Origin of the sequence: Amycolatopsis nalaikhensis, from assembly GCF_030264295.1 — a bacterium.
GTDB lineage: Bacteria > Actinomycetota > Actinomycetes > Mycobacteriales > Pseudonocardiaceae > Amycolatopsis > Amycolatopsis nalaikhensis.
The window spans coordinates 7,614,448-7,632,806 of record NZ_CP127173.1 but is presented as its reverse complement, the minus strand read 5'-3'; the positions used below and the strand labels follow the sequence as shown (position 1 = coordinate 7,632,806).

The 18,359-nt window shown below is 72.4% G+C and carries 17 protein-coding genes and 2 pseudogenes; 10 read left to right on the top strand and 9 right to left on the bottom strand.

The features are described from left to right. Positions 1-36: 36 nt before the first annotated feature. Both QP939_RS37400 and QP939_RS37395 read left to right on the top strand, forming a co-directional pair. Positions 37-1,875, top strand: coding sequence for a YibE/F family protein (locus QP939_RS37400; RefSeq protein WP_285451136.1), 1,839 nt, complete (start codon positions 37-39; stop codon positions 1,873-1,875). A 72-nt stretch (positions 1,876-1,947) separates the two neighbouring features. Then, on the top strand, positions 1,948-2,187 hold the full coding sequence (locus tag QP939_RS37395) for a hypothetical protein (protein ID WP_285451135.1): 240 nt from the start codon (positions 1,948-1,950) through the stop codon (positions 2,185-2,187). Here the strand turns inward: QP939_RS37395 and QP939_RS37390 are convergent. Next, positions 2,159-2,807 (bottom strand): annotated as a pseudogene (locus QP939_RS37390) (hypothetical protein). The gene QP939_RS37395 and the pseudogene QP939_RS37390 sit on opposite strands and share 29 nt — an antisense overlap. Beyond that, entirely contained in the window at positions 2,804-3,370 is a 567-nt protein-coding gene (locus QP939_RS37385; RefSeq protein ID WP_285459935.1) for an MBL fold metallo-hydrolase, read from the bottom strand. Before QP939_RS37385 ends, QP939_RS37390 begins: the two are co-directional and overlap by 4 nt. 147 nt (positions 3,371-3,517) lie before the next feature. Here QP939_RS37385 and QP939_RS37380 point away from each other — a divergent pair, with 147 nt between their 5' ends. The 4 genes from QP939_RS37380 to QP939_RS37365 all read left to right on the top strand — a co-directional run bounded on the left by QP939_RS37380 (position 3,518) and on the right by QP939_RS37365 (position 6,713). After that, the gene (locus QP939_RS37380; protein WP_285451133.1) at positions 3,518-4,390 is read left to right on the top strand and encodes a peptidylprolyl isomerase; all 873 of its coding nucleotides are present in this window, start codon (positions 3,518-3,520) and stop codon (positions 4,388-4,390) included. 189 nt (positions 4,391-4,579) lie between these two features. Continuing rightward, a complete protein-coding gene (locus QP939_RS37375; protein ID WP_285451131.1) occupies positions 4,580-5,170 on the top strand; it encodes an aminotransferase class IV in 591 nt (196 codons plus the stop codon). A 74-nt stretch (positions 5,171-5,244) separates the two neighbouring features. Beyond that, complete coding sequence (locus tag QP939_RS37370) at positions 5,245-6,021, top strand: LysM peptidoglycan-binding domain-containing protein (RefSeq protein WP_285451130.1); 777 nt, start codon at positions 5,245-5,247, stop codon at positions 6,019-6,021. A gap of 95 nt (positions 6,022-6,116) precedes the next feature. After that, entirely contained in the window at positions 6,117-6,713 is a 597-nt protein-coding gene (locus QP939_RS37365; protein WP_285451129.1) for a cytidylate kinase family protein, read from the top strand. Here the strand turns inward: QP939_RS37365 and QP939_RS37360 are convergent. Then, positions 6,700-7,479 carry an enoyl-CoA hydratase/isomerase family protein gene (locus QP939_RS37360; protein ID WP_285451128.1) on the bottom strand — a complete coding sequence of 260 codons (780 nt, stop codon included), beginning with the start codon at positions 7,477-7,479 and terminating at the stop codon, positions 6,700-6,702. The genes QP939_RS37365 and QP939_RS37360 overlap by 14 nt on opposite strands. Before the next feature lie 73 nt (positions 7,480-7,552). On the opposite strand from QP939_RS37360, the gene QP939_RS37355 reads away from it, so the two are divergent. Beyond that, positions 7,553-8,407, top strand: coding sequence for an alpha/beta fold hydrolase (locus tag QP939_RS37355; protein ID WP_285451127.1), 855 nt, complete (start codon positions 7,553-7,555; stop codon positions 8,405-8,407). 62 nt (positions 8,408-8,469) lie between these two features. Here QP939_RS37355 and QP939_RS37350 read toward each other — a convergent pair whose 3' ends face one another. After that, positions 8,470-9,489 carry a helix-turn-helix transcriptional regulator gene (locus tag QP939_RS37350; RefSeq protein WP_285451126.1) on the bottom strand — a complete coding sequence of 340 codons (1,020 nt, stop codon included), beginning with the start codon at positions 9,487-9,489 and terminating at the stop codon, positions 8,470-8,472. An 88-nt stretch (positions 9,490-9,577) separates the two neighbouring features. Here QP939_RS37350 and QP939_RS37345 point away from each other — a divergent pair, with 88 nt between their 5' ends. Together QP939_RS37345 and QP939_RS37340 are read left to right on the top strand one after the other, a co-directional pair. Further along, a complete protein-coding gene (locus QP939_RS37345; RefSeq protein ID WP_285451125.1) occupies positions 9,578-9,991 on the top strand; it encodes a cupin domain-containing protein in 414 nt (137 codons plus the stop codon). Further along, positions 9,988-10,389 carry a DUF1304 domain-containing protein gene (locus tag QP939_RS37340; RefSeq protein WP_285451123.1) on the top strand — a complete coding sequence of 134 codons (402 nt, stop codon included), beginning with the start codon at positions 9,988-9,990 and terminating at the stop codon, positions 10,387-10,389. The genes QP939_RS37345 and QP939_RS37340 overlap by 4 nt, the downstream gene beginning before the upstream one ends. Here QP939_RS37340 and QP939_RS37335 read toward each other — a convergent pair. Then, a complete protein-coding gene (locus QP939_RS37335) occupies positions 10,386-10,682 on the bottom strand; it encodes a MarR family winged helix-turn-helix transcriptional regulator (RefSeq protein WP_285459934.1) in 297 nt (98 codons plus the stop codon). The genes QP939_RS37340 and QP939_RS37335 overlap by 4 nt on opposite strands. A gap of 185 nt (positions 10,683-10,867) precedes the next feature. Here QP939_RS37335 and QP939_RS37330 point away from each other — a divergent pair, with 185 nt between their 5' ends. Next, entirely contained in the window at positions 10,868-12,115 is a 1,248-nt protein-coding gene (locus tag QP939_RS37330) for an amidohydrolase family protein (RefSeq protein WP_285451122.1), read from the top strand. Here the strand turns inward: QP939_RS37330 and QP939_RS37325 are convergent. From QP939_RS37325 to secD, 4 genes and pseudogenes are all read right to left on the bottom strand, one after another. Beyond that, positions 12,112-14,442: a RelA/SpoT family protein gene (locus tag QP939_RS37325; protein WP_285451121.1), complete on the bottom strand. Its 2,331-nt coding sequence runs from the start codon at positions 14,440-14,442 to the stop codon at positions 12,112-12,114. The genes QP939_RS37330 and QP939_RS37325 overlap by 4 nt on opposite strands. Before the next feature lie 202 nt (positions 14,443-14,644). Further along, a pseudogene (locus tag QP939_RS37320) lies at positions 14,645-15,164 on the bottom strand (adenine phosphoribosyltransferase). A 1-nt stretch (position 15,165) separates the two neighbouring features. Further along, positions 15,166-16,392 carry a protein translocase subunit SecF gene (secF, locus tag QP939_RS37315; protein WP_285451120.1) on the bottom strand — a complete coding sequence of 409 codons (1,227 nt, stop codon included), beginning with the start codon at positions 16,390-16,392 and terminating at the stop codon, positions 15,166-15,168. Between the two features lies 1 nt (position 16,393). Continuing rightward, entirely contained in the window at positions 16,394-18,175 is a 1,782-nt protein-coding gene (gene secD / locus QP939_RS37310; RefSeq protein WP_285451118.1) for a protein translocase subunit SecD, read from the bottom strand. Between the last annotated feature and the right edge of the window lie 184 nt (positions 18,176-18,359).

Sequence of the window (18,359 nt, the reverse complement as noted above, 5' to 3'; positions counted from 1 at the left end):
GCGCGGGGTGGCGGCTCCCGCTGTCAGGATGTGCGGGTGGACCGCCCCGACCTGGACGACGACGAAACCGGCCCGATTCGCCGGATCACGGACGAGGTGTCCCCTTCCCTGGCCCGCGGCGCGTCCGGAACGCCGGGAACGCCCCGGAAACCCGCCCGCCGCACCCCGCCGGAAGGCACCCGGCGCGCGGCGGAGGCACCTCGGCGGCGCGCCGACACAGGACCGCAGCGAGTGCCCGGCGACCGCCGTGGTGAGACCGGCCAGCAGGCGGTGCCCGGCGACCAGCGCCCCGGCGCCGGAAAGCAGCGTGGCCGCCGCGGCGACACGGGGCCGCAGCAAGTCCCCACCGCCGATCGGCGCACGGGCGCCGACCGGCGCAGCGACACCGGACAGCAGCAAGTCCCCGCCACGGGCGACCGCCGCGGCTCCGGCGGCGATCGTCGCGGCGACACCGGCCCGCAGCGGGTGCCCGCCGGCGGAGACCGCCGCGGCGACACCGGCGAGCAGCCCGTGTCCAGCGGCCGCCGAACCGACACCGGCCCCCAGCGCGCCGCACGGCGCGGCGACACCGGCCCCCAGCGGGTCCCGGCCGCGACCAAGCGCCCCGCGAAACCCGATCCCCCCGCCGAAGCCGGCCACGGGCACGGCCATGGACACGGCCACGGCCCCGCCGCCCCCGCGTCGCGGCGCGTCCGGATGCTGCTCATCTGGCTGCTCGCCCCGCTGGCGCTCGCCACCGTCGTCGGGATGATCGTGCTCTACCCGTGGGGCAAGGCGTCGCCGACGAGCGTCGTTCCGCAGGGCACGCCCGTCTCCGCCGACATCACCGCCACCGCCACCGGCCCCTGCCTCGCCCAGGGGCAGGTCCAGGTCGGCGACCAGGCGGACCCGAACGCCAAGCCCTGCCTGACCGTCGACCTCACCATGACCGACGGCCCGGCCTCCGGGAAGCAGTTCAAGCTCACCGTCCCCATCGAGCCGAGCACCCCGCGGTTCGCCGCCGGGGACGCCGTCGTGCTCGCCTACAACGGCGGGAACGCCGCCGATCCCGCGAGCTTCCAGCTGGTCGACTTCCAGCGCGGCACCCCGCTGCTGGTGCTGGCCGCCCTCTTCGCCGTCGCCGTGCTGGTGCTCGGCCGCTGGCAGGGCCTCGCCGCGCTCGTCGCGCTCGGCCTGTCCTTCGTCGTCATCGCCCTGTTCATCCTCCCGGCCATCCTCGCCGGGGAGAACCCGCTGCTCGTGGCGATCGCCGGGGCCGGCGCGATCATGTTCATCGCGCTGTACCTGACCCACGGGCTGTCCGCGAGAACGTCCGCCGCCGTGCTCGGCACGCTCGTCAGCCTCGCCCTGATCGGCGTCCTCTCGGCCATCTTCTCCGCCGCCGCGTCCCTGACCGGCCTCGACGACAGCACGTCGACACTCATCGGCTCGCTCGGCCACGGCATCGACTCGCGCGGGCTGCTGCTCGCCGGGGTCGTCATCGGCGCGCTCGGTGTCCTCGACGACGTCACGGTCACGCAGACCAGCGCCGTGTGGGAGCTGCGCCGCGCCAACCCGGACCTGAGCTGGCAGGAGCTGTACCGCTCGGGCCTGCGGATCGGCCGCGACCACGTCGGCTCGGCGGTGAACACCCTGGTCATGGCCTACGCCGGGGCCGCGCTGCCGGTGCTGCTGTACTCGTCGATCTCCGGGGTCGGGCTGGGCGCGCTGCTCGGCAGCGAGGAGATCGCGCAGGAGATCGTCCGGACACTCGCCGGCAGCGTCGGCATCGTCGCGGCCGTCCCGGTGACGACCGTCCTCGCCGCCCTGATCGCCTCCCGCGAGCCCGCCGCCTACCTCAGCAGCACCACGAAAGCCGTTCCGTCACACCCGTAACACCAGCGCACCCCGACCGCACCGGACCAGGGAGAACGCGGTAGGAAGGCAGCAGCCCACCCGGGAGGCGCCATGTTCGTGCTCGTCGGCCCGCGCCAGGTCGTGCGCGGCGCGCTGCGGGTGGTCACGGCCACCGTCCAGGCCGTCGAATCCCTGCCGCGCATCGCGGCCGCGCTGGAGGACGTCCGGGCCACCCTGCACCAGGTCGAGCGTCTCGCCGCCTACATCGCGCAGGAGGTCCCGGAGCTCGTCTACCAGCTCGAGCAGCTGCGCGAAGAGGACCTCAGCCGAGAGTCGCCACGAACCGGCTGACAGCCTCCATCGTGAACCGCTGGACGTACTTGCCGGAGGGCGCCACCGACGCCAGCCGGTAGAGCGGCCGCTCCGCGACGCCGGAGCCGCGCGCCTCCGCCTTGCAGCTCGGCCACCAGCAGCTCCCCGAACACGAGGCCGTTCGCCTCGGTGTTGTTCATCAGCGCGTTCGCCAGCTTCCGCAGCTGCAGGATGCCCAGCTCGCGCCCGCCGGTGCCGGAGAACACCGCGAGGTCGACCTTCGCGACCTTCCCGCGCTGACCGGCGTTGACCAGGAGGCTCACCGTGCGGGAGCCGCGGACGTCGCCGACGACGAGGTCGAGGCGGGTCGCGGTGACCAGGTCGACCCGGCGCAGGCCCCAGGTGCGCACGAGCAGCGTCGAGCCCTCCAGCCACACGCGGCGCCGGATGCTGACCGCCATGACGTACAGCAGCGGGAGGGCGATCACCACGGCGACGACCAGGCCGGTCACCGTGCCGCCGATCAGGCCGGCGATGCCACCGAAGGCCGCGGCGACGATCACCACGCCGATCAGCCCGGAGATCCCGCGGCGACGGCGGCCCTTCGGGTCTTCTTCGAACAGCGCCAGCCGCTCGGTCGGCTCGTCGGCCACGCTCACGCCCCCGTCCCGGCGAGGAACGGGTTGCCCGCGCGTTCCCGGCCGATCGTCGTCGCCGGGCCGTGGCCCGGCAGCACCACCGTCTCGTCCGGCAGGCTCGCCACCAGCCCGCGCACGGACTCGGCGACGTCGCCGCGGCCGACCGACCCCGCGAAGAGCGTGTCGCCGGTCAGGGCGACCCGCCCGCCCTCGGCTGTCTCCAGTTCCAGCACCACCGACCCCGGTGTGTGCCCCGGCACGTGCCGGACGTCGATCGCCAGCCCGGCGAAGGTGCCCGCCTCGAGCGGCACGCTCTCGCCGTCGTACAGCGGGACATCTGCCGGGTGCAGGTGCAGCCGGACGCCGTGTTCGGCCGCCAGCGAGGCAGCCGAGGCGACGTGGTCGGGGTGCCCGTGGGTGGCCACGAGAGCCGCCGGGACCAGCCGGTGCTCGGCGAGCGCGGCGGCCAGCGGGGCGGCGACCTCCTGCCCCGGATCGACGACCACGCACGGCCCGCCGGCGGCCTCCGCCAGCAGGTAGCAGTTGGCCTGCAGCGGGCCGCTGCCGAACCCGACGACGAGCACCGAACGCCTCCCGGACATCCGCGCCGGATGGCGCCGATCACGATCGGGTTGAGACTAGCGGGCCCTGTACATGGTCCTCACAGGCTGTGCCCATACACTGCCGCTACCTCAGACGTGTGACACGAGCGGAAACCTGGAGGGTACGGGGTGGCGACCAACCAGCAGCGCCGCGAAGCTGCGAAGCGCAAGCTCGAGAGGCAGCTCGAGCGCCGATTGGAGCAGCAGAAGCGACGCCGGAGGATCGGCGCTGGTGTGGTCGGTGTGGCCGTGCTCGTCGTCGCGGGTGTCGTGGTGTGGATCGTGAGCGCGAACGGCGGCGAGAGCACCGACACCGCCGCCTCGTCCTCGGCCGCGCCGCCGCCGACCGACATCCAGATCCCGACGCAGCGCATCGCGATGCCGAAGCGGACCACGCCGCTGCCGAACCCGACGACGTGCGACTTCAAGGCCGACACGACGGGCAAGGCGCCGAAGAAGGTGAACCTGCCCGACGGCAAGAACGTGCCGTCGACCGGCACGGTGAACGTGACGCTGAAGAGCACGGCGGGCGACATCCCGCTGACGCTCGACCGCGCGCTCGCGCCGTGCGCGGTGCAGAGCTTCATCAGCCTGGCGAAGCAGAACTTCTACAACGACACCATGTGCCACCGGCTGGGCACCGAGGGCCTGCAGATGCTGCAGTGCGGTGACCCGTCGGCCACCGGCGACCCGACCCAGGACGGTCAGGGCGGCCCCGGCTACACGATGCCGGACGAGGCGTTCCCGGAGATCAAGTACGGCCGCGGCATCCTCGCCATGGCGAAGACGCAGGCCCCGAACTCCGGCGGCAGCCAGTTCTTCATGGTCTACGGCAACGCCGAGGGCCTGCCGGCGGACTACTCGGTGTTCGGCAGCATCAGCGACGAGGGCCTCAAGGTGCTCGACGCTGTCGCCAAGGCCGGCATCGCGAACCCGAACCCGCAGGACGGCACGGGTGCGCCGACCAAGCAGGTGAAGTTCACGGGCGTCACCGTCTCCTAGTGGCGGTCCGTTCCGAGCTGAACGGGGTCCCGCTCGGCCCGGACGCCTCCGTCGCGGCGATGACCTCCTACGGTCACTTCACCGCGATGCAGGTCCGGGACGGGCGGGTCCGCGGGCTCGCCCACCACCTCGAGCGGCTGAGCGCGAGTACGCGGCTGCTGTTCGGCGCCGAGCTTCGACATCGACCTCGTGCGGGCGTACGTGCGCCAGGCCGTCGGGGACGAACCCGCGCTGTCGGTGCGGGTCCTGGTGCTCACGCGGTCGTTCGACGAGCCGATGACCCCGGAGATCCTGGTCCGCACGCTGCCGCCGCACCCGGCCGATCCGGCGCCGCTGCGGCTGCGCACCGTGCGCTACCAACGGGATCTGCCGCACGTCAAGCACTTCGGCACGTTCGGCCTGATCCACCACGCGCGGCAGGCGCGCCTGGCCGGGTTCGACGACGCGGTGTTCGTCGACCACTCCGGCCGGGTCAGCGAGGCATCGATCTGGAACGTCGGTTTCCTGGCCGGGGACACCGTGGTCTGGCCGGAAGCCGAGGTGCTGCCGGGCATCACGATGCTGGTGCAGCGGGAAGCACTCGCCCGGCTGGGCGTGCCGCAGGAGACCCGCGAAGTCCGCCCGGCCGACCTGCCGGGGTTCGACGCGGTGTTCCTGACGAACTCGGAGACGCCGGGCCGTCCGGTCGCCGCCGTCGACGACGTCGTGCTGCCGCCCGCGGACCGCGCCGTGGAGCTGCTCGCGCGGGCGTACGAAACCGTGCCGTGGGACGAAATCTGAACCACGCCCTCCCCCGCCCCGTGTAGAGGGGCAACACCGGGACCCGCCGGGTCGCCGGGGAGAGGCGGGAGACGATGGGCGGAAACCGGGTTCCCGCGGTGCGCCGCGTGCTCGGGCGGGCCGGTGCCGCCGGGGTCCTGCTCGCCGTGCTCACCGGCGGACCCGCGCTCGCGCAGACCACGCCGCCGCCTCCGCCGTCGGTGAAGTACTACATCGTGCCGCACGCGGACGACCCGGACGACATCACGTTGTTCAAGATCGCCGAACGCGCGCTCGGTGACGGGCGCCGGTTCCCGGAGATCTTCCGGCTCAACCAGGGCAGGCCGCGGCCGGACGGGACGCCGTTCACCGACGCCACCCGGATCGAGCCCGGCCAGGTGCTCCAGCTGCCCGACGACGCGCGCGACCCCGCGGTGCGGTTCGGTCCGCTGCCGCCGGCCCCGCCGCCCGCCGTTCCCCAGGCCGCCCAGGAGACGTCGAGCCTCGGCGTCGGGCTCGCGTCGGCGGTCAGCGGCACCGGGGGCCTGCTGACCGGCCTGATCGCCGGGCTGTGGTGGCGGCGCCGCCCGCGGCTGGTCCCGCCGCCGCCGTTCGAGCCGCCCGCGCCTGAGGAGGACGACGAGCTGTCCGGCTCGGTCAGCGGGACCTTGCCGATTCCGGTCGTGCGGCTCGAGCCGCACGAGGAGCCGATCACGGCCGAGCACTCGATCATCGTGCTCGACACGGCCGACACGCAGGTGATCGCCGCGATCCGGCCCGGCTCGCGGTTCCACTTCAAGCTGGGGGCGCGACCGGACTTCGCGGACAGTTCCACTCTGCTGGTCGTCGACGAGGACGGCGACGGATCGTGACCGCCGTCCGTGCGGGGCGGGTCACTCTGCGCTGAACGGCTCAACCGCCGCCCGAACGCTGGCCATCGGCCCGCCGGTGCCGCGATAGTCGAACGATGACCTGGGATCCGTTCGGCACCCTGCGGAAGGCGCTGTGGATCGGCGGCGCGCCGTGGACCGGGAAGTCCACCGTCGCGCGGCTGCTGGCCGCACGGCACGGCCTGACGACGTACCACCACGACGACCGGGACGCCCGCGGCCCGGCCGTCTTCCCGGACGGCGTCACGGCCGGGGACCTGCTGACCGAGACCATCGCCGAGGCGCAGCTGCGCTTCGACTCGGCGCTGGCGGACCTGAGCGCCCTCACGTCGCCGCGGCCCATCGTCGCCGAGGGCCAAGGGCTGCGCCCGGACCTCGTCGGGCCGCTGGTGGACTCCCCCGGCCGGATGGTCGTGCTCGTGCCGACCGAGCTGTTCCGCCAGCACCAGCTGCGGCACCGGCCGGACGGCCCGGCGATCCCGGAACAGCGCACGCGCCTGACGCGCGACCGGATGCTCGCCGCGCAGGCGGTGCGCGCGGCGCGGGAAGCTCGGCATCCGCGTCATCGAGATCGACGGCAGGCTCGACCCCGCCGGGGTGACCGACGTGGTCGCCGACCACTTCAAGGAGTACCTGGACGCGTGAGTCCGATGTGGATGGTCAGCGGAACGTGAAGCGCGGCGGGCGGCGCTCGAGGAACGCGGCGACGCCCTCCGCGTAGTCCTCGCCGTGCAGGGCTTCGGAGCGGATCTCCTCGACCTCGGCGTCCGAGGTCTCCTGCCCGGCCACGATCTTCTCGATGATCCGGTTCATCCCGCGGACCGACGCCTGCGAGCGCGAGCACAGCGTCGCGGCGAACCCGAGTGTGGCGGATTCCAGGTCCTGGGCCGGGAAGACGTCGTTGAGCAGGCCGATTTCGCGAGCCCGGACGGCGCTGATCAGCTCGCCGGACAGCAGGAAGTACTTGGCGTGCGCCGGGCCGACGAGCGACACCAGCTGGCGCGTCGAGTCGAAGTGGTAGACGATGCCGAGCTTCGCCGGGGTGATGCCGAAGCGGGCGTCCTCGGCGGCGAACCGGAAGTCGCAGGCGACCGACACCTGGCAGCCGCCGCCGATGCAGTTGCCCTGGATCATCGCGACCGACGGCTTCCGCATCGCGGTCAGCGCGGCCACCGCGCCCTCGACGGCCTTGTCGTAGCTCGCCGCGCCTTCCGCCGTGGTGCGCAGCTCGCCGAACTCGCTGATGTCCGCGCCCGCCGAGAAGTGCTTCCCGGCGCCCGTGATCACCAGGACCTTGAGCGCCGGGTCGGCTTCGACCTCGGCCACGACGTCGGGGATCGCCGCCCACATGCCGTAGGTGATGGCGTTCATCTTCTCGGGTCGGGTGAACGTCAGGCGCGCGACTTCGCCGTCGCGGGTGAGGTCGAATCCGTCGGTCATGAACGGCACCATAACGCTCGCCCTCAGCGAAACCGGCGGTGTGTGACGCGGTCGGGTGGCTAGCTTGGGTCCCATGGCGATGATCGAGGTGGGCGGGACGGCGTTCGGCTACGACGAAGCGGGTGAGGGGCCCGCGGTGGTCCTGCTGCACGCCGCGATCGGGGACCGGCGGATGTGGGACCCGCAGTTCACCGCGCTCGCCGCCACGCACCGGGTGATCCGCTACGACCGCCGCGGCTTCGGCGAAACGGCCGACGTCCCCGGCGAGTACGCCCACTACGAGGACCTGCTGGCCCTGCTCGATGCCCGGGGGATCGAGCAGGCCGCGCTGGTCGGGGCGTCGATGGGCGGGGCGTGCGCGCTGGACGCAGCCCTCGCCGCGCCGGAGCGGGTCACCCGGCTCGTGCTGCTCGGCTCGGGCCTGACCGGGCACACCTGGCCGGACCACATGCAGGCGGACATCGCGCGGCTGACGGCGGAGGCCGTCCCGGCCGAGCGGCTGGCCCGCTACGCCGCCCGCGAGGCCGAGGTCGACCCGGCGGACGTGCGGGCCATGGCGGAGGCCAACATCCGCTACCTGGTCGCCGGGCCCGAGCGGGACGTCTCCGTGCTGCCGCCCGCGATGCTCGCGCTGGTGCGGGAAATGTGCGAGCAGGTCTACCGGCACGACTGGACGGCTCCACAGTGGACGGAGCGGATCCCGGACACCCGCCACCGGCTGGCCGAGATCACCACGCCCGCCCGGGTGGTGATCGGCCTGGCGGACGCGCGGGGCCTGGTGGAACTTTCCCGGCACCTGGCGGATTCCCTGCCGGAGGCGGAGCTGGTGGAGCTCGCGGACACCGGCCACCTCCCGGCGATGGAGCGACCGGAGGAGGTCAACGCGATCCTGCGGAAATTCCTCCAGGCGCCCGCGGCGAGGTCTTGAATGACTCATTCAGGTCCTCGGAGGTCCTGAACGACTCATTCAAGACGCCGCCGGGATGCCGGTCAGGCCAGCAGCTTCGCCGTCAGCTCGCCGCGGCTGCGGACGTCCACCTTGCCGAACACCGATTTCAGGTGGTCCTGCACGGTGTGCGCCGAGATGGCCAGCCGCGCCGCGATGTCCGCTGTGGACCGGCCCGCCAGCACCTCGCGGCAGACGTCGCGCTCGCGGGCGGTGAGGCCGTACGCCGCGAGCAGGACGCCGAGCAGCTCGGCGCCCGAGGCCCGGTCGACCGTCACCACCGTCTCGGCGTCGTCCTCGCCCAGCAGCCGGCTCGCGTGCAGCACGATCCAGCCGCCGTGGGCGTCGCGGACCCGGGCGCGGAAACTTCCCGTCGCGGCCGCGCGGGCCCCGACGACCACCGCGCGCAGCAGCACCGCGAACCGGCCGGGGGCGATCTCGTCCAGTTCGGACCGCCACGCCGCGGCCGCCGCCGTGGCCGCGCGCTGCCTGCCGTCCGGGCCGACCACCACGATCGCCGGTTCCGCCCGCTCCCCCTCGCCGCGCGTGCGGGCGGCCACCCGCGTCGCCGAGGCCAGGGCCGGCGCGATCGACGCCAGGAATTCGACCTCGCGGTCGCTGAACTCGCCGCGCCGCACCAGGCCGGCGGCGGCCCAGCACATACCGTCCACCCGGAACACCGCGCGCAGCTCGTGGCCGAGCCCGAGCGGCCGCCAGACCTCGTTGAGCCGTCCGCTGCGCTCGGCGTCGCGGCGGGGCAGGTCCCACAGGCGGGCCACCGGCACCGGGCGGGCGGCCAGCTCGGCGAACGTGTGGGGCTGGGCGCCGTCGTACTCGTAGGTCGCCAGCAGGGGCTCGTACTCGCCCGGGATGCGCGCCCGGCCGCTGGTCATCGAGCTGATCACCGCGGTGTCCGGGTCCAGCGAAGCCCAGCAGGTGAGCTCCGCCGGGACCACGCGGTCGACCAGCTCGATGGCGGCGGCGTGCAGCTCGGCGACGCCGAGGCCCGCCGTCGCGAGTGCGGCGACGTCCCGCCGCACTCCCTGCGCCCGGCCCTCCCACATGGACGCAGTATGCGCCGCCGCCCGGCCGCCCGGGTATCCCAGAATCCGGGGATGCCGGTCCGCTCCCCCGCTGCCTAGCGTCGGCGCCATGACGCACTTCAGCTCCCCGGGCGAAGGCCCGGAACTCGACACCGGCGACGCGCGGATCACCGTCAAGGTGGGCGCGGAGCACACCGGCGACGCCTACGAGGTGTTCGAGGTCGACGCGCCCCGCGGCCCGTCGGTCCCGCCGCACGCCGAGCCGTGGGCGAAGACCTTCTACGTGCTGCACGGGCGCATCACGGTCTACGTCGACGGCGAACTGCACGACCTCGGGCCCGGCGCGTCGATCAGCATCCCGGCGGGCGCGGTCAACACGTTCACCGTGCACACGTCCTCGGCGCAGTTCCTGGCCGTGAGCCTGACCGGCGGGATGGGCCGCTTCTTCCGCGAGGTCGACCAGGGCTCGCCGGAGCAGGCCCCGCTGATCGCCGCCCGGCACGGGATCGAGATGGCGTCGTGAACGCCGTCGCGCAGGTCTTCGCCGGGCTGGCGGTGCTGGTGCACCTGCTGGCGTTCACCTGGGAGGTGCTGCTGTTCGAACGCCGGGGCGTGCACGAGGGCATCTTCAAGATCCCGACGGCGAACCTGCCCGCCACCCGGCTGTGGTCGTTCAACGTCGGGTTCTACAACCTGTTCCTGGCCGCCGGGCCGGTGGTCGGGCTGGTCCTGCTGCACACCGGCGACGCCGGCGCCGGGCGGGTCCTGGTGCTCTACACCTGCGCGTTCATGGCGCTGGCGGGGATCGCCCTCGGTGTGTCGGACGTGCTGGCGCTCAGCCGTCCCCGCGGCGCGGGCCGCGGCGGCGCCCTGGCGCAGACGGTGCCGCCGCTGGCCGCCCTGGTCGCGGCGCTGTTCTAGCCGGACGTCAGCAGGTGCTCGCTCCAGGAGCGGATGGCCGCGGCCTGGTCGGGCGTGAGCCGGTCGAGGGCGAATCGGCGGATGTTGGCGCCGTGCGCCAGGGTGGCGCGCTCCGCCGTACGACGGCCCTCTTCGGTCAGCTCGACACCGGTGCGCCTGCCGGTGGCGCCGGCTTCGGTGCGCGTCACCAGGCCGCGGTTTTCCATGCGCGTGAGCAGGTGCGCGACCCGGCTCTTCTCCCAGTCGAGCGCGTCGGCCAGCTCGCCGACGCGCATCGGCCGTCGCAACGTCATCAGCACGCTGAACTCCGCCTTGGAAATGCCGCAGTCGCGCTGCAGGCCGCGGTCGAGCTTCCCGCGCGAGCAGCCGCTGCGCGCGCATCCAGGTGTCCCAGAACTCCCACTCCGCCGGGTCCAGGGTGTCGCTCATGGCGGTAGTCTACGCTGGAGTTGACACGTCAACTTCTGGAGGGACCTCGATGAAGACACTGGTGCGCGGCGGCGTGGTGGTCAGCATGGATCCGGCGGTCGGGAACCTCCCCCGCGGCGACGTGCTCATCGAAGACGGCCGGATCGCCGCCCTCGGCGCCACGCTCGACGTCGACGCCGAGATCGTCGACGCGACGGGGAAGATCGTGCTGCCCGGCTTCGTCGACACGCACCGGCACACCTGGCAGACCGCGTTCCGCGGGCTCGGCGCGGACTGGACGTTCGACCGGTACCGCACCACCGTGCACGGCACGCTCAAGCCGCACTATCGGCCGGAGGACGTCTACCTGGGCAACCTCTTCGGCCGCCTCGAAGCGCTGAACTCCGGCGTCACCACCATGCTCGACTGGTTCCACTGCGCCCACCACCCGGAGAACGCCGACGCCGCGATCGCCGGGCTGCGCGACGCACCGGGCCACTCGATCTTCTGCTACGGCGCCGACGGGCCGGACATCGCGCCGGAGATCCGGCGGGTGCGGGCCCTGCTGCCGGGCGAGGACATGGCGTTGGGCCTGCGCGGACCCGTGATGTCCACAATGGACGAGACGGCCGCGGATGTCGCGCTGGCGCGGGAACTCGGGCTGCGGGTCAGCGTGCACGTCCACGGCACCGGGGGCTGGCCGCACGGCGACCGGCCGATCGAGGGCATGCGCGAGCGGGGCCTGCTCGACGACCGCACGACCGTCGTGCACGGCAACGACCTGTCCGACGACCAGCTCGTGATGCTGGCCGAGGCGGGGTGTTCGGTGTCGGTCAGCCCGGACGTCGAATTGAAGATGGGCTTCGCGCCGCCGGTGACCGGCCGGGCCCTCGCCGCCGGTATCCGCCCGACGCTGTCGGTCGACGACTGCCTGTCCGCCGGTGGTGACCTGTTCGGCGCGATGCGCACGGCACTGGCCGCCGAGCGCGGCGGCGTCACGGCTCGCGACGTCCTCGAATTCGCCACTGTGGACGGCGCACGGGCCTGCGGACGCAACGGCGGCCGCCTCGCCGTCGGCCGCGACGCCGACCTGGTCCTGCTCGACGCCGAGGACCTCTCGGTCTTCCCCGTCGGCGACCCGGTCCGCACCATCGTCAGCGCTGGTCACCCCGGGCTCGTGGACAGCGTCTTCGTCGCCGGGAAAGCGGTCAAACGGCACGGCCGCCTGCTCGACGTCGACTTGGCGCCGCTGCGTGCGCGGCTCCTGGAGTCACGCGAGCGGATCGCCGCGGCCGCCGGTTTCTCCTGGACTCCCTAGGACGCCGACGTCACGCGGTAGACGTCGTAGACGCCTTCCACGCCGCGGACCACCTTGAGGACGTGGCCGAGGTGCTTCGGGTCGCCCATCTCGAACGAGAACCGGCTGACGGCCACCCGGTCGCGGGACGTGGTCACCGAAGCCGACAGGATGTTGACCTTCTCGTCGGCCAGCACCTTGGTGACGTCCGAGAGCAGGCGGTGCCGGTCGAGCGCCTCGACCTGGATCGCCACCAGGAACACCGAGGACGCCGACGGCGCCCACTCGACCTCGACGAGCCGCTCGGGCTGGGACTTCAGGTCACCGGCGTTCGTGCAGTCCGTGCGGTGCACCGAGACGCCGCCGCCGCGGGTGACGAAGCCGAGGATCTCGTCGCCCGGCACCGGCGTGCAGCAGCGGGCGAGCTTGGCCCAGACGTCGCTGGCGCCCTTGACCACCACGCCGACGTCGTTGGAGCCGCGGCGGCGGGTGACGGTCGAGGGCGTCGCCCGCTCGGCGAGCTCCTCCTCCGCCGCGTCGACGCCGCCGATCAGGGCGACCAGCCGCTGCACGACGTGCTTCGCGCTCGTGTGGCCCTCGCCGACGGCCGCGTACAGCGACGAGATGTCGGCGTGGCGCAGCTCGGTCGCCACCGCGCCCATCGACTCCGCGGAGACCAGCCGCTGGATCGGCAGGCCGACCTTGCGGATCTCCTTGGTGATGGCTTCCTTGCCGCCCTCGATCGCCTCGTCGCGGCGTTCCTTGGCGAACCACTGCCGGATCTTCGCGCGCGCCTTCGGCGAACCCGCGAACTGCAGCCAGTCGCGCGACGGCCCGGCGTTCTCCGCCTTCGACGTGAAGATCTCGACGACTTCGCCGTTCTCCAGCTTGCGTTCGAGCGCGACCAGGCGGCCGTTGACGCGGGCGCCGATGCAGCGATGCCCGACCTCGGTGTGCACGGCGTAGGCGAAGTCGACCGGCGTCGAGTCGACGGGCAGCGTGATGACGTCGCCCTTCGGCGTGAACACGAAGATCTCGCGCGCGGCCAGTTCGTAGCGCAGGGACTCGAGGAAGTCACCCGGGTCCGCCGCTTCCCGCTGCCAGTCGAGGAGCTGGCGCATCCACGCCATCTCGTCGACGTCCATGGCGTTGCCGGTGTGCGTGCCCTTGGTTTCCTTGTACCGCCAGTGCGCGGCGATGCCGTACTCGGCGGTCCTGTGCATCTCGTAGGTGCGGATCTGCACCTCGAGCGGCTTGCCGTCCGGGCCGATCACCGTCGTGTGCAGCGACTGGTAGACGCCGAAGCGCGGCTGCGCGATGTAGTCCTTGAACCGGCCGGGCACCGGCTGCCACAGGGCGTGCACGACACCCATCGCCGCGTAGCAGTCGCGGACGTCCTCGACCAGGATCCGGACGCCGACCAGGTCGTGGATGTCGTCCAGATCGCGGCCGCGGACGATCATCTTCTGGTGGATCGAGTAGTAGTGCTTGGGCCGGCCCTCGACCTTGGCGGTGATCCGCGACGACACGAGGTTGCTGGTCAGGTCCGTGATGACCGACCGCAGGTAGATGTCGCGCGAGGGCGCGCGGTCGGCGACCAGGCGCACGATCTCGTCGTACTTCTTGGGCTGCAGGATGGCGAACGCGAGGTCCTCCAGCTCCCACTTCACCGTGGCCATGCCGAGCCGGTGCGCGAGCGGGGCGAGGACTTCGAGCGTCTCGCGGGCCTTGCGGGCCTGCTTCTCCGGCGGCAGGAAGCGCATGGTGCGCATGTTGTGCAGCCGGTCGGCGAGCTTGATGACCAGGACGCGGGGGTCCTTGGCCATCGCGATGACCATCTTGCGGATCGTCTCGGCCTCGGCGGAGGTGCCGAGCTTGACCTTGTCCAGCTTGGTGACGCCGTCGACGAGCTCGGCGACCTTCTCGCCGAAGTCGGCCTTCAGGCTCTCGACGGCGTAGCCGGTGTCCTCGACCGTGTCGTGGAGCAGGGCCGCGACCAGGGTCGTGGTGTCCATCCCCAGCTCGGCGAGGATGGTCGCGACGGCGAGCGGGTGCGTGATGTACGGGTCGCCGGACTTCCGCCGCTGGTTGCGGTGCAGCTCCTCGGCGACGTCGTAGGCGCGCTGGAGCAGCCCGAGGTCGGCGTTGGGGTGCAGCTCGCGGTGGATGACGGCGAGGGGTTCGAGGACCTGCTTGACCGGGGCGGCGCGCTGCGCGGTGATCCGCCGGGCGAGGCGCGCCCGGACGCGCCGGGTCGCGGACGGGTTCGGCGCCGCGCCGTTCGGCCTCGGCGGCGCGGGCTGTGCCGCCGCCTGCCCGTTCTGCTGGGCGCCCTCTTTCGCGGGCACCGCGGCGTCGAGCTTCCTGGCTCACCCGCACCTCCTGCTGCTCGTGCGGCCTTCGGAACACCAGGGTAGCCGTTGCGCCTCGCGGACCTGTGGGGTGCGCCCGTTCAGGGTGATGCGAAAGCCCCGACCAGCGCGTTCGCGGTCGTGAGTGTTTAGGGCGGTTAGAACCGCCCTAAACACTCACGACAAGGTGAGGGAGAGGTCAGCAGGTGCGCAGGGCGTGGACCTTGCGGTCACCCAGCACCTGGCGGCCGCCCAGGGCGCCCAGCTCCAGGACCACCGACACGCCGTCGACCACCGCGCCCGCGTCCTCCAGGAGCTTGCCCGTGGCCGCCACCGTGCCGCCCGTGGCCAGGACGTCGTCGAGGATCGCGACGCGCTGGCCCGGCCGGACCACGCCCGCCGGGAAGCTCGACCGTCGCCGTGCCGTACTCCAGCGCGTAGTCCACCCGGCCGGCCACCTGCGGCAGTTTGCCCGGCTTGCGGATGAGCACCACGCCGAGGCCGCGGGCGTACCCGACGGCCGCGGCGAGGAGGAACCCGCGGGCCTCCACGCCGGCGAGCGCCTCGACGTTGTCGTCGAGGCCGCCCGCCAGCGCGTCGGTCACCGCTTTGAACGCGCCCGCGTCCGCGAAGAGCGGGCTCAGGTCGCGGAACAGCACGCCGGGCTCGGGGAAGTCCGGCACCTCGGCGATCAGGCCGAGGGCGTCGTCCAGCTCCACGTCAGCGCTTCCGCTTCCCCGACGGCTTGCCCTGCGGACGCTGCTTCTGGATCCGGGCGGGCACGCTGGCCGCGGCCGCGTACGCCTTCTCCTTGCGCAGCTCCTTCGCCAGCGCGTCGTCGTCCGAGGCGTCGAAGTCCTCGCCCGCGGCCTTGCGCTCCTGGCTGACCCGGCGCTGCCGGACCCGCTCGGCCTGCTGCTTGTACTTCGGGTCGCGCATCTTGAAGTCGACCAGCAGCGGGGTGGCCAGCGCGACCGACGACAGCACGCCGACCAGGGTGCCGGTCAGCTGCACCAGCGCCAGGTCCTGCAGCGTGCCCGAGCCGAGCAGCACGTACCCGACGATGAGCAGGCCCAGAATCGGCAGCAGCGCGATGAACGCCGTGTTGAACGACCGCATCAGGGTCTGGTTCAGCGCGAGGTTCGCGGCCTCGCCGTACGTCCGGCGGGTCAGCCCGAGCAGGCCGCGCGTGTTCTCGCGGACCTTGTCGAACACCACGACCGTGTCGTAGAGCGAGAACCCGAGGATCGTCAGCAGACCGATCACGGTCGCCGGGGTGACCTCGAAGCCGACCAGCGAGTACACGCCCGCGGTCACCAGGATGTCGTGCAGCAGCGAGATCAGCGCCGCCGCGGCCATCCGCGCGTCGAAGTAGATCGCCAGGAAGATGACCACCGCGACGAGGAACACCGCGAGCGCGATCAGCGCCTTCTGCGAGATCTCCCCGCCCCAGGACGCGCTCACCGCGCTGTCGCTGATCGCCTGCACGCTCGGCTGGCCGTTGCTGCCCTTCGGGCCCAGGTCGTCGAACAGGCCCTGCTTGACCTTCGCGACCTCGGCGGCGTCGAGGGTGTCGGTGCGGATCTGGATGGTCGACGCGGCACCGGTGCCGACCTTCTGCGCCTCCGCGGCCGGGCGGCCGAGCGCCTTCTGGAAGGACTCCTTCGCCTGCTCCTCGGTGATCACGCCGTGCGTGCCGTTGGCCGGCATCTGGATCTGCGTGCCGCCCTCGAACTCGATGCCGAGGTTGAAGCCGCGGAAGATCATCGACGCGAGGCAGATCAGTACCAGCGCGGCGAAGAACATGTACCAGCGCTTGCGCTTGCCGACGACGTCGAACGCACCCGTGCCGACGTAGAGCCGGTGGAAGACGCTTTCCTTCTTGCCGGGCTTGGCGGCCACCTTCGCGTTGCCTTCGGCGTCCGTGCCCAGTTCTTCGACCCCCACGTCAGGCCTCCTTCACGTTCGCGCGGCCGACCGAGGTCGACTTCTTCCGCGAACCCACTTGCTGCACGGCACCGAGACCCAGATGCCTCGGATTGGACAGGAACGCGTTCTTGGACGTGGACACCATGGCCACCAGGGGGTGCGTCACCAGGTACACGACGACCAGGTCGAGCACCGTGGACATACCCAGGGTGAACGCGAAGCCCTGGACGTCGCCCACCGCGATGACGTACAGGATGGCCGCGGCGAGGAAGCTCACCGCGTCCGAGGCCAGGATGGTGCGCCGGGCGCGGACCCAGCCGCGCGGCACCGCGGACCGGAACGTCCGGCCCTCCCGGATCTCGTCCTTGAGCCGTTCGAAGTAGATGACGAACGAGTCCGCCGTGATGCCGATGGCGATGATCAGGCCGGCGATGCCCGCGAGGTCCAGCGTGTAGCCGATCCAGCGGCCGAGCAGCACCAGCACCGCGAACACCAGTGCGCCGGACAGGGCCAGCGACAGGATGGTGAGCACGCCGAGCAGCCGGTAGTAGAACAGGCAGTAGATGAAGACCACCAGCAGGCCGATGCCGCCGGCGATCAGGCCGGCCTGCAGCGAGGCCAGGCCGAGGGTCGCCGACACCGTGGTCGCGTCCGAAGAGGCGAACGACAGCGGCAGCGAACCGTACTTCAGGATGTCCGAGAGGTCCTTCGCCTCGGACTGGGTGAACTTGCCGGTGATCTGGGTGTTGCCGTCCAGGATGGCCACCTGGATGTTCGGCGCCGACACGACCTGCGTGTCGAGGACGAACGCGGCCTGCTGGTTGACGTTCTTCGAGGTGAAGTCCGCCCAGATCTTGGTGCCCTCGCTCTTGAAGCTGAGGTTCACCACCCACTGGCCGCGCTGCTGGTCGTAGCCCGAGGTCGCGTCGGCGATCTCGGTGCCCGGCAGGAACTCCGGCTCCAGCAGGTACTTGTACGTGTCGTGGTCACCGCAGGCGACCAGCGGCAGCTTCGGGTCGTCGTTGCCCTCGAGCGGGTCCTTGGCGTTCGGCGCGCAGGTGAGCGACGCCATCGCCTTCGCGAGCAGCTCCTGGTTCGGCTGGCCGTCCGGGCCGATCAGGTCCTTGTTCTGCCGCAACGCCTTCGCGGCCTGGATCTCCTGCGCGGTCTTGGCGTCGACCGAGCCGTCGGTGGGTGCGGGCGCCTGGCTCGACGACGGCGGCGGCGTGGTGCTGCTGCTCGGCGGGGCCGGCGTGGAGCTCTGCTGCTGCGCGGGCGCGCCCGCGGCACCGCCACCACCGGCGGCCGGGCTGGACGGCGGCGCGCTCGACGAAGCCGGCGGCGCCGAGCTCGAAGGCGCGCCGGAGGTCGGCGGCGTCGAGGTGGCCGGCGGGGTCGTGGTCTGCGGCGGGACGACCGGCTGCGTCGCGTTCGCGACGACCTTCCGGAAGCCCAGCTTCGCGGTCTTGCCCAGGTTCTTGGCCTGGTCGCCCTGCTCGCCGGGAACGGTGATGACGACGTTGTTGCCGTCCAGGAGGACCTCGGTGCCGCTGACGCCGATCCCGTTGACGCGCCGTTCGATGATCTGGCGCGCCTGGTTCAGGGACTCCCGCGTCGGCTGGCCGCCGTCGGGGGTGCGGGCGGTGAGCGTGACCCGGGTGCCGCCCTGCAGGTCGATGCCCAGCTTCGGGGTCGGCTTGTGGTTGCCGGTGAGGAACACCAGCGCGTACAAGACGATCACGATCAGGGCGAACAGGGCGAGATAGCGTCCCGGGCGGAGATGCCCGGCTGAAGCTGCCACGGTGCTTCGGTCTCCTCGGACGGGGTGGACCCCAACGTTGCGGTGCCCGCCCGGAGGGTTACCGGGAGGGACTGTGTGCGATTCACTCCCGGGCACGGGTATGACGGCGGACACGCACGCAGCACCGAGACACTACTCGGTGCTGCGTGAGCCCGGCGTTGCAGGCCGCACCGACTTTCGTCGG

Excerpts from the sequence above, each read along its gene's own strand:
- QP939_RS37355 (WP_285451127.1), top strand. The coding sequence starts at position 7,553 with ATGGCGATGATCGAGGTGGGCGGGACGGCGTTCGGCTACGACGAAGCG.
- QP939_RS37350 (WP_285451126.1), bottom strand. The coding sequence starts at position 9,489 with ATGTGGGAGGGCCGGGCGCAGGGAGTGCGGCGGGACGTCGCCGCACTC.
- QP939_RS37330 (WP_285451122.1), top strand. The coding sequence starts at position 10,868 with ATGAAGACACTGGTGCGCGGCGGCGTGGTGGTCAGCATGGATCCGGCG.
- QP939_RS37335 (WP_285459934.1), bottom strand. The coding sequence starts at position 10,682 with ATGACGTTGCGACGGCCGATGCGCGTCGGCGAGCTGGCCGACGCGCTC.
- QP939_RS37395 (WP_285451135.1), top strand. The coding sequence starts at position 1,948 with ATGTTCGTGCTCGTCGGCCCGCGCCAGGTCGTGCGCGGCGCGCTGCGG.
- QP939_RS37345 (WP_285451125.1), top strand. The coding sequence starts at position 9,578 with ATGACGCACTTCAGCTCCCCGGGCGAAGGCCCGGAACTCGACACCGGC.
- QP939_RS37365 (WP_285451129.1), top strand. The coding sequence starts at position 6,117 with ATGACCTGGGATCCGTTCGGCACCCTGCGGAAGGCGCTGTGGATCGGC.
- QP939_RS37360 (WP_285451128.1), bottom strand. The coding sequence starts at position 7,479 with ATGACCGACGGATTCGACCTCACCCGCGACGGCGAAGTCGCGCGCCTG.
- QP939_RS37370 (WP_285451130.1), top strand. The coding sequence starts at position 5,245 with ATGGGCGGAAACCGGGTTCCCGCGGTGCGCCGCGTGCTCGGGCGGGCC.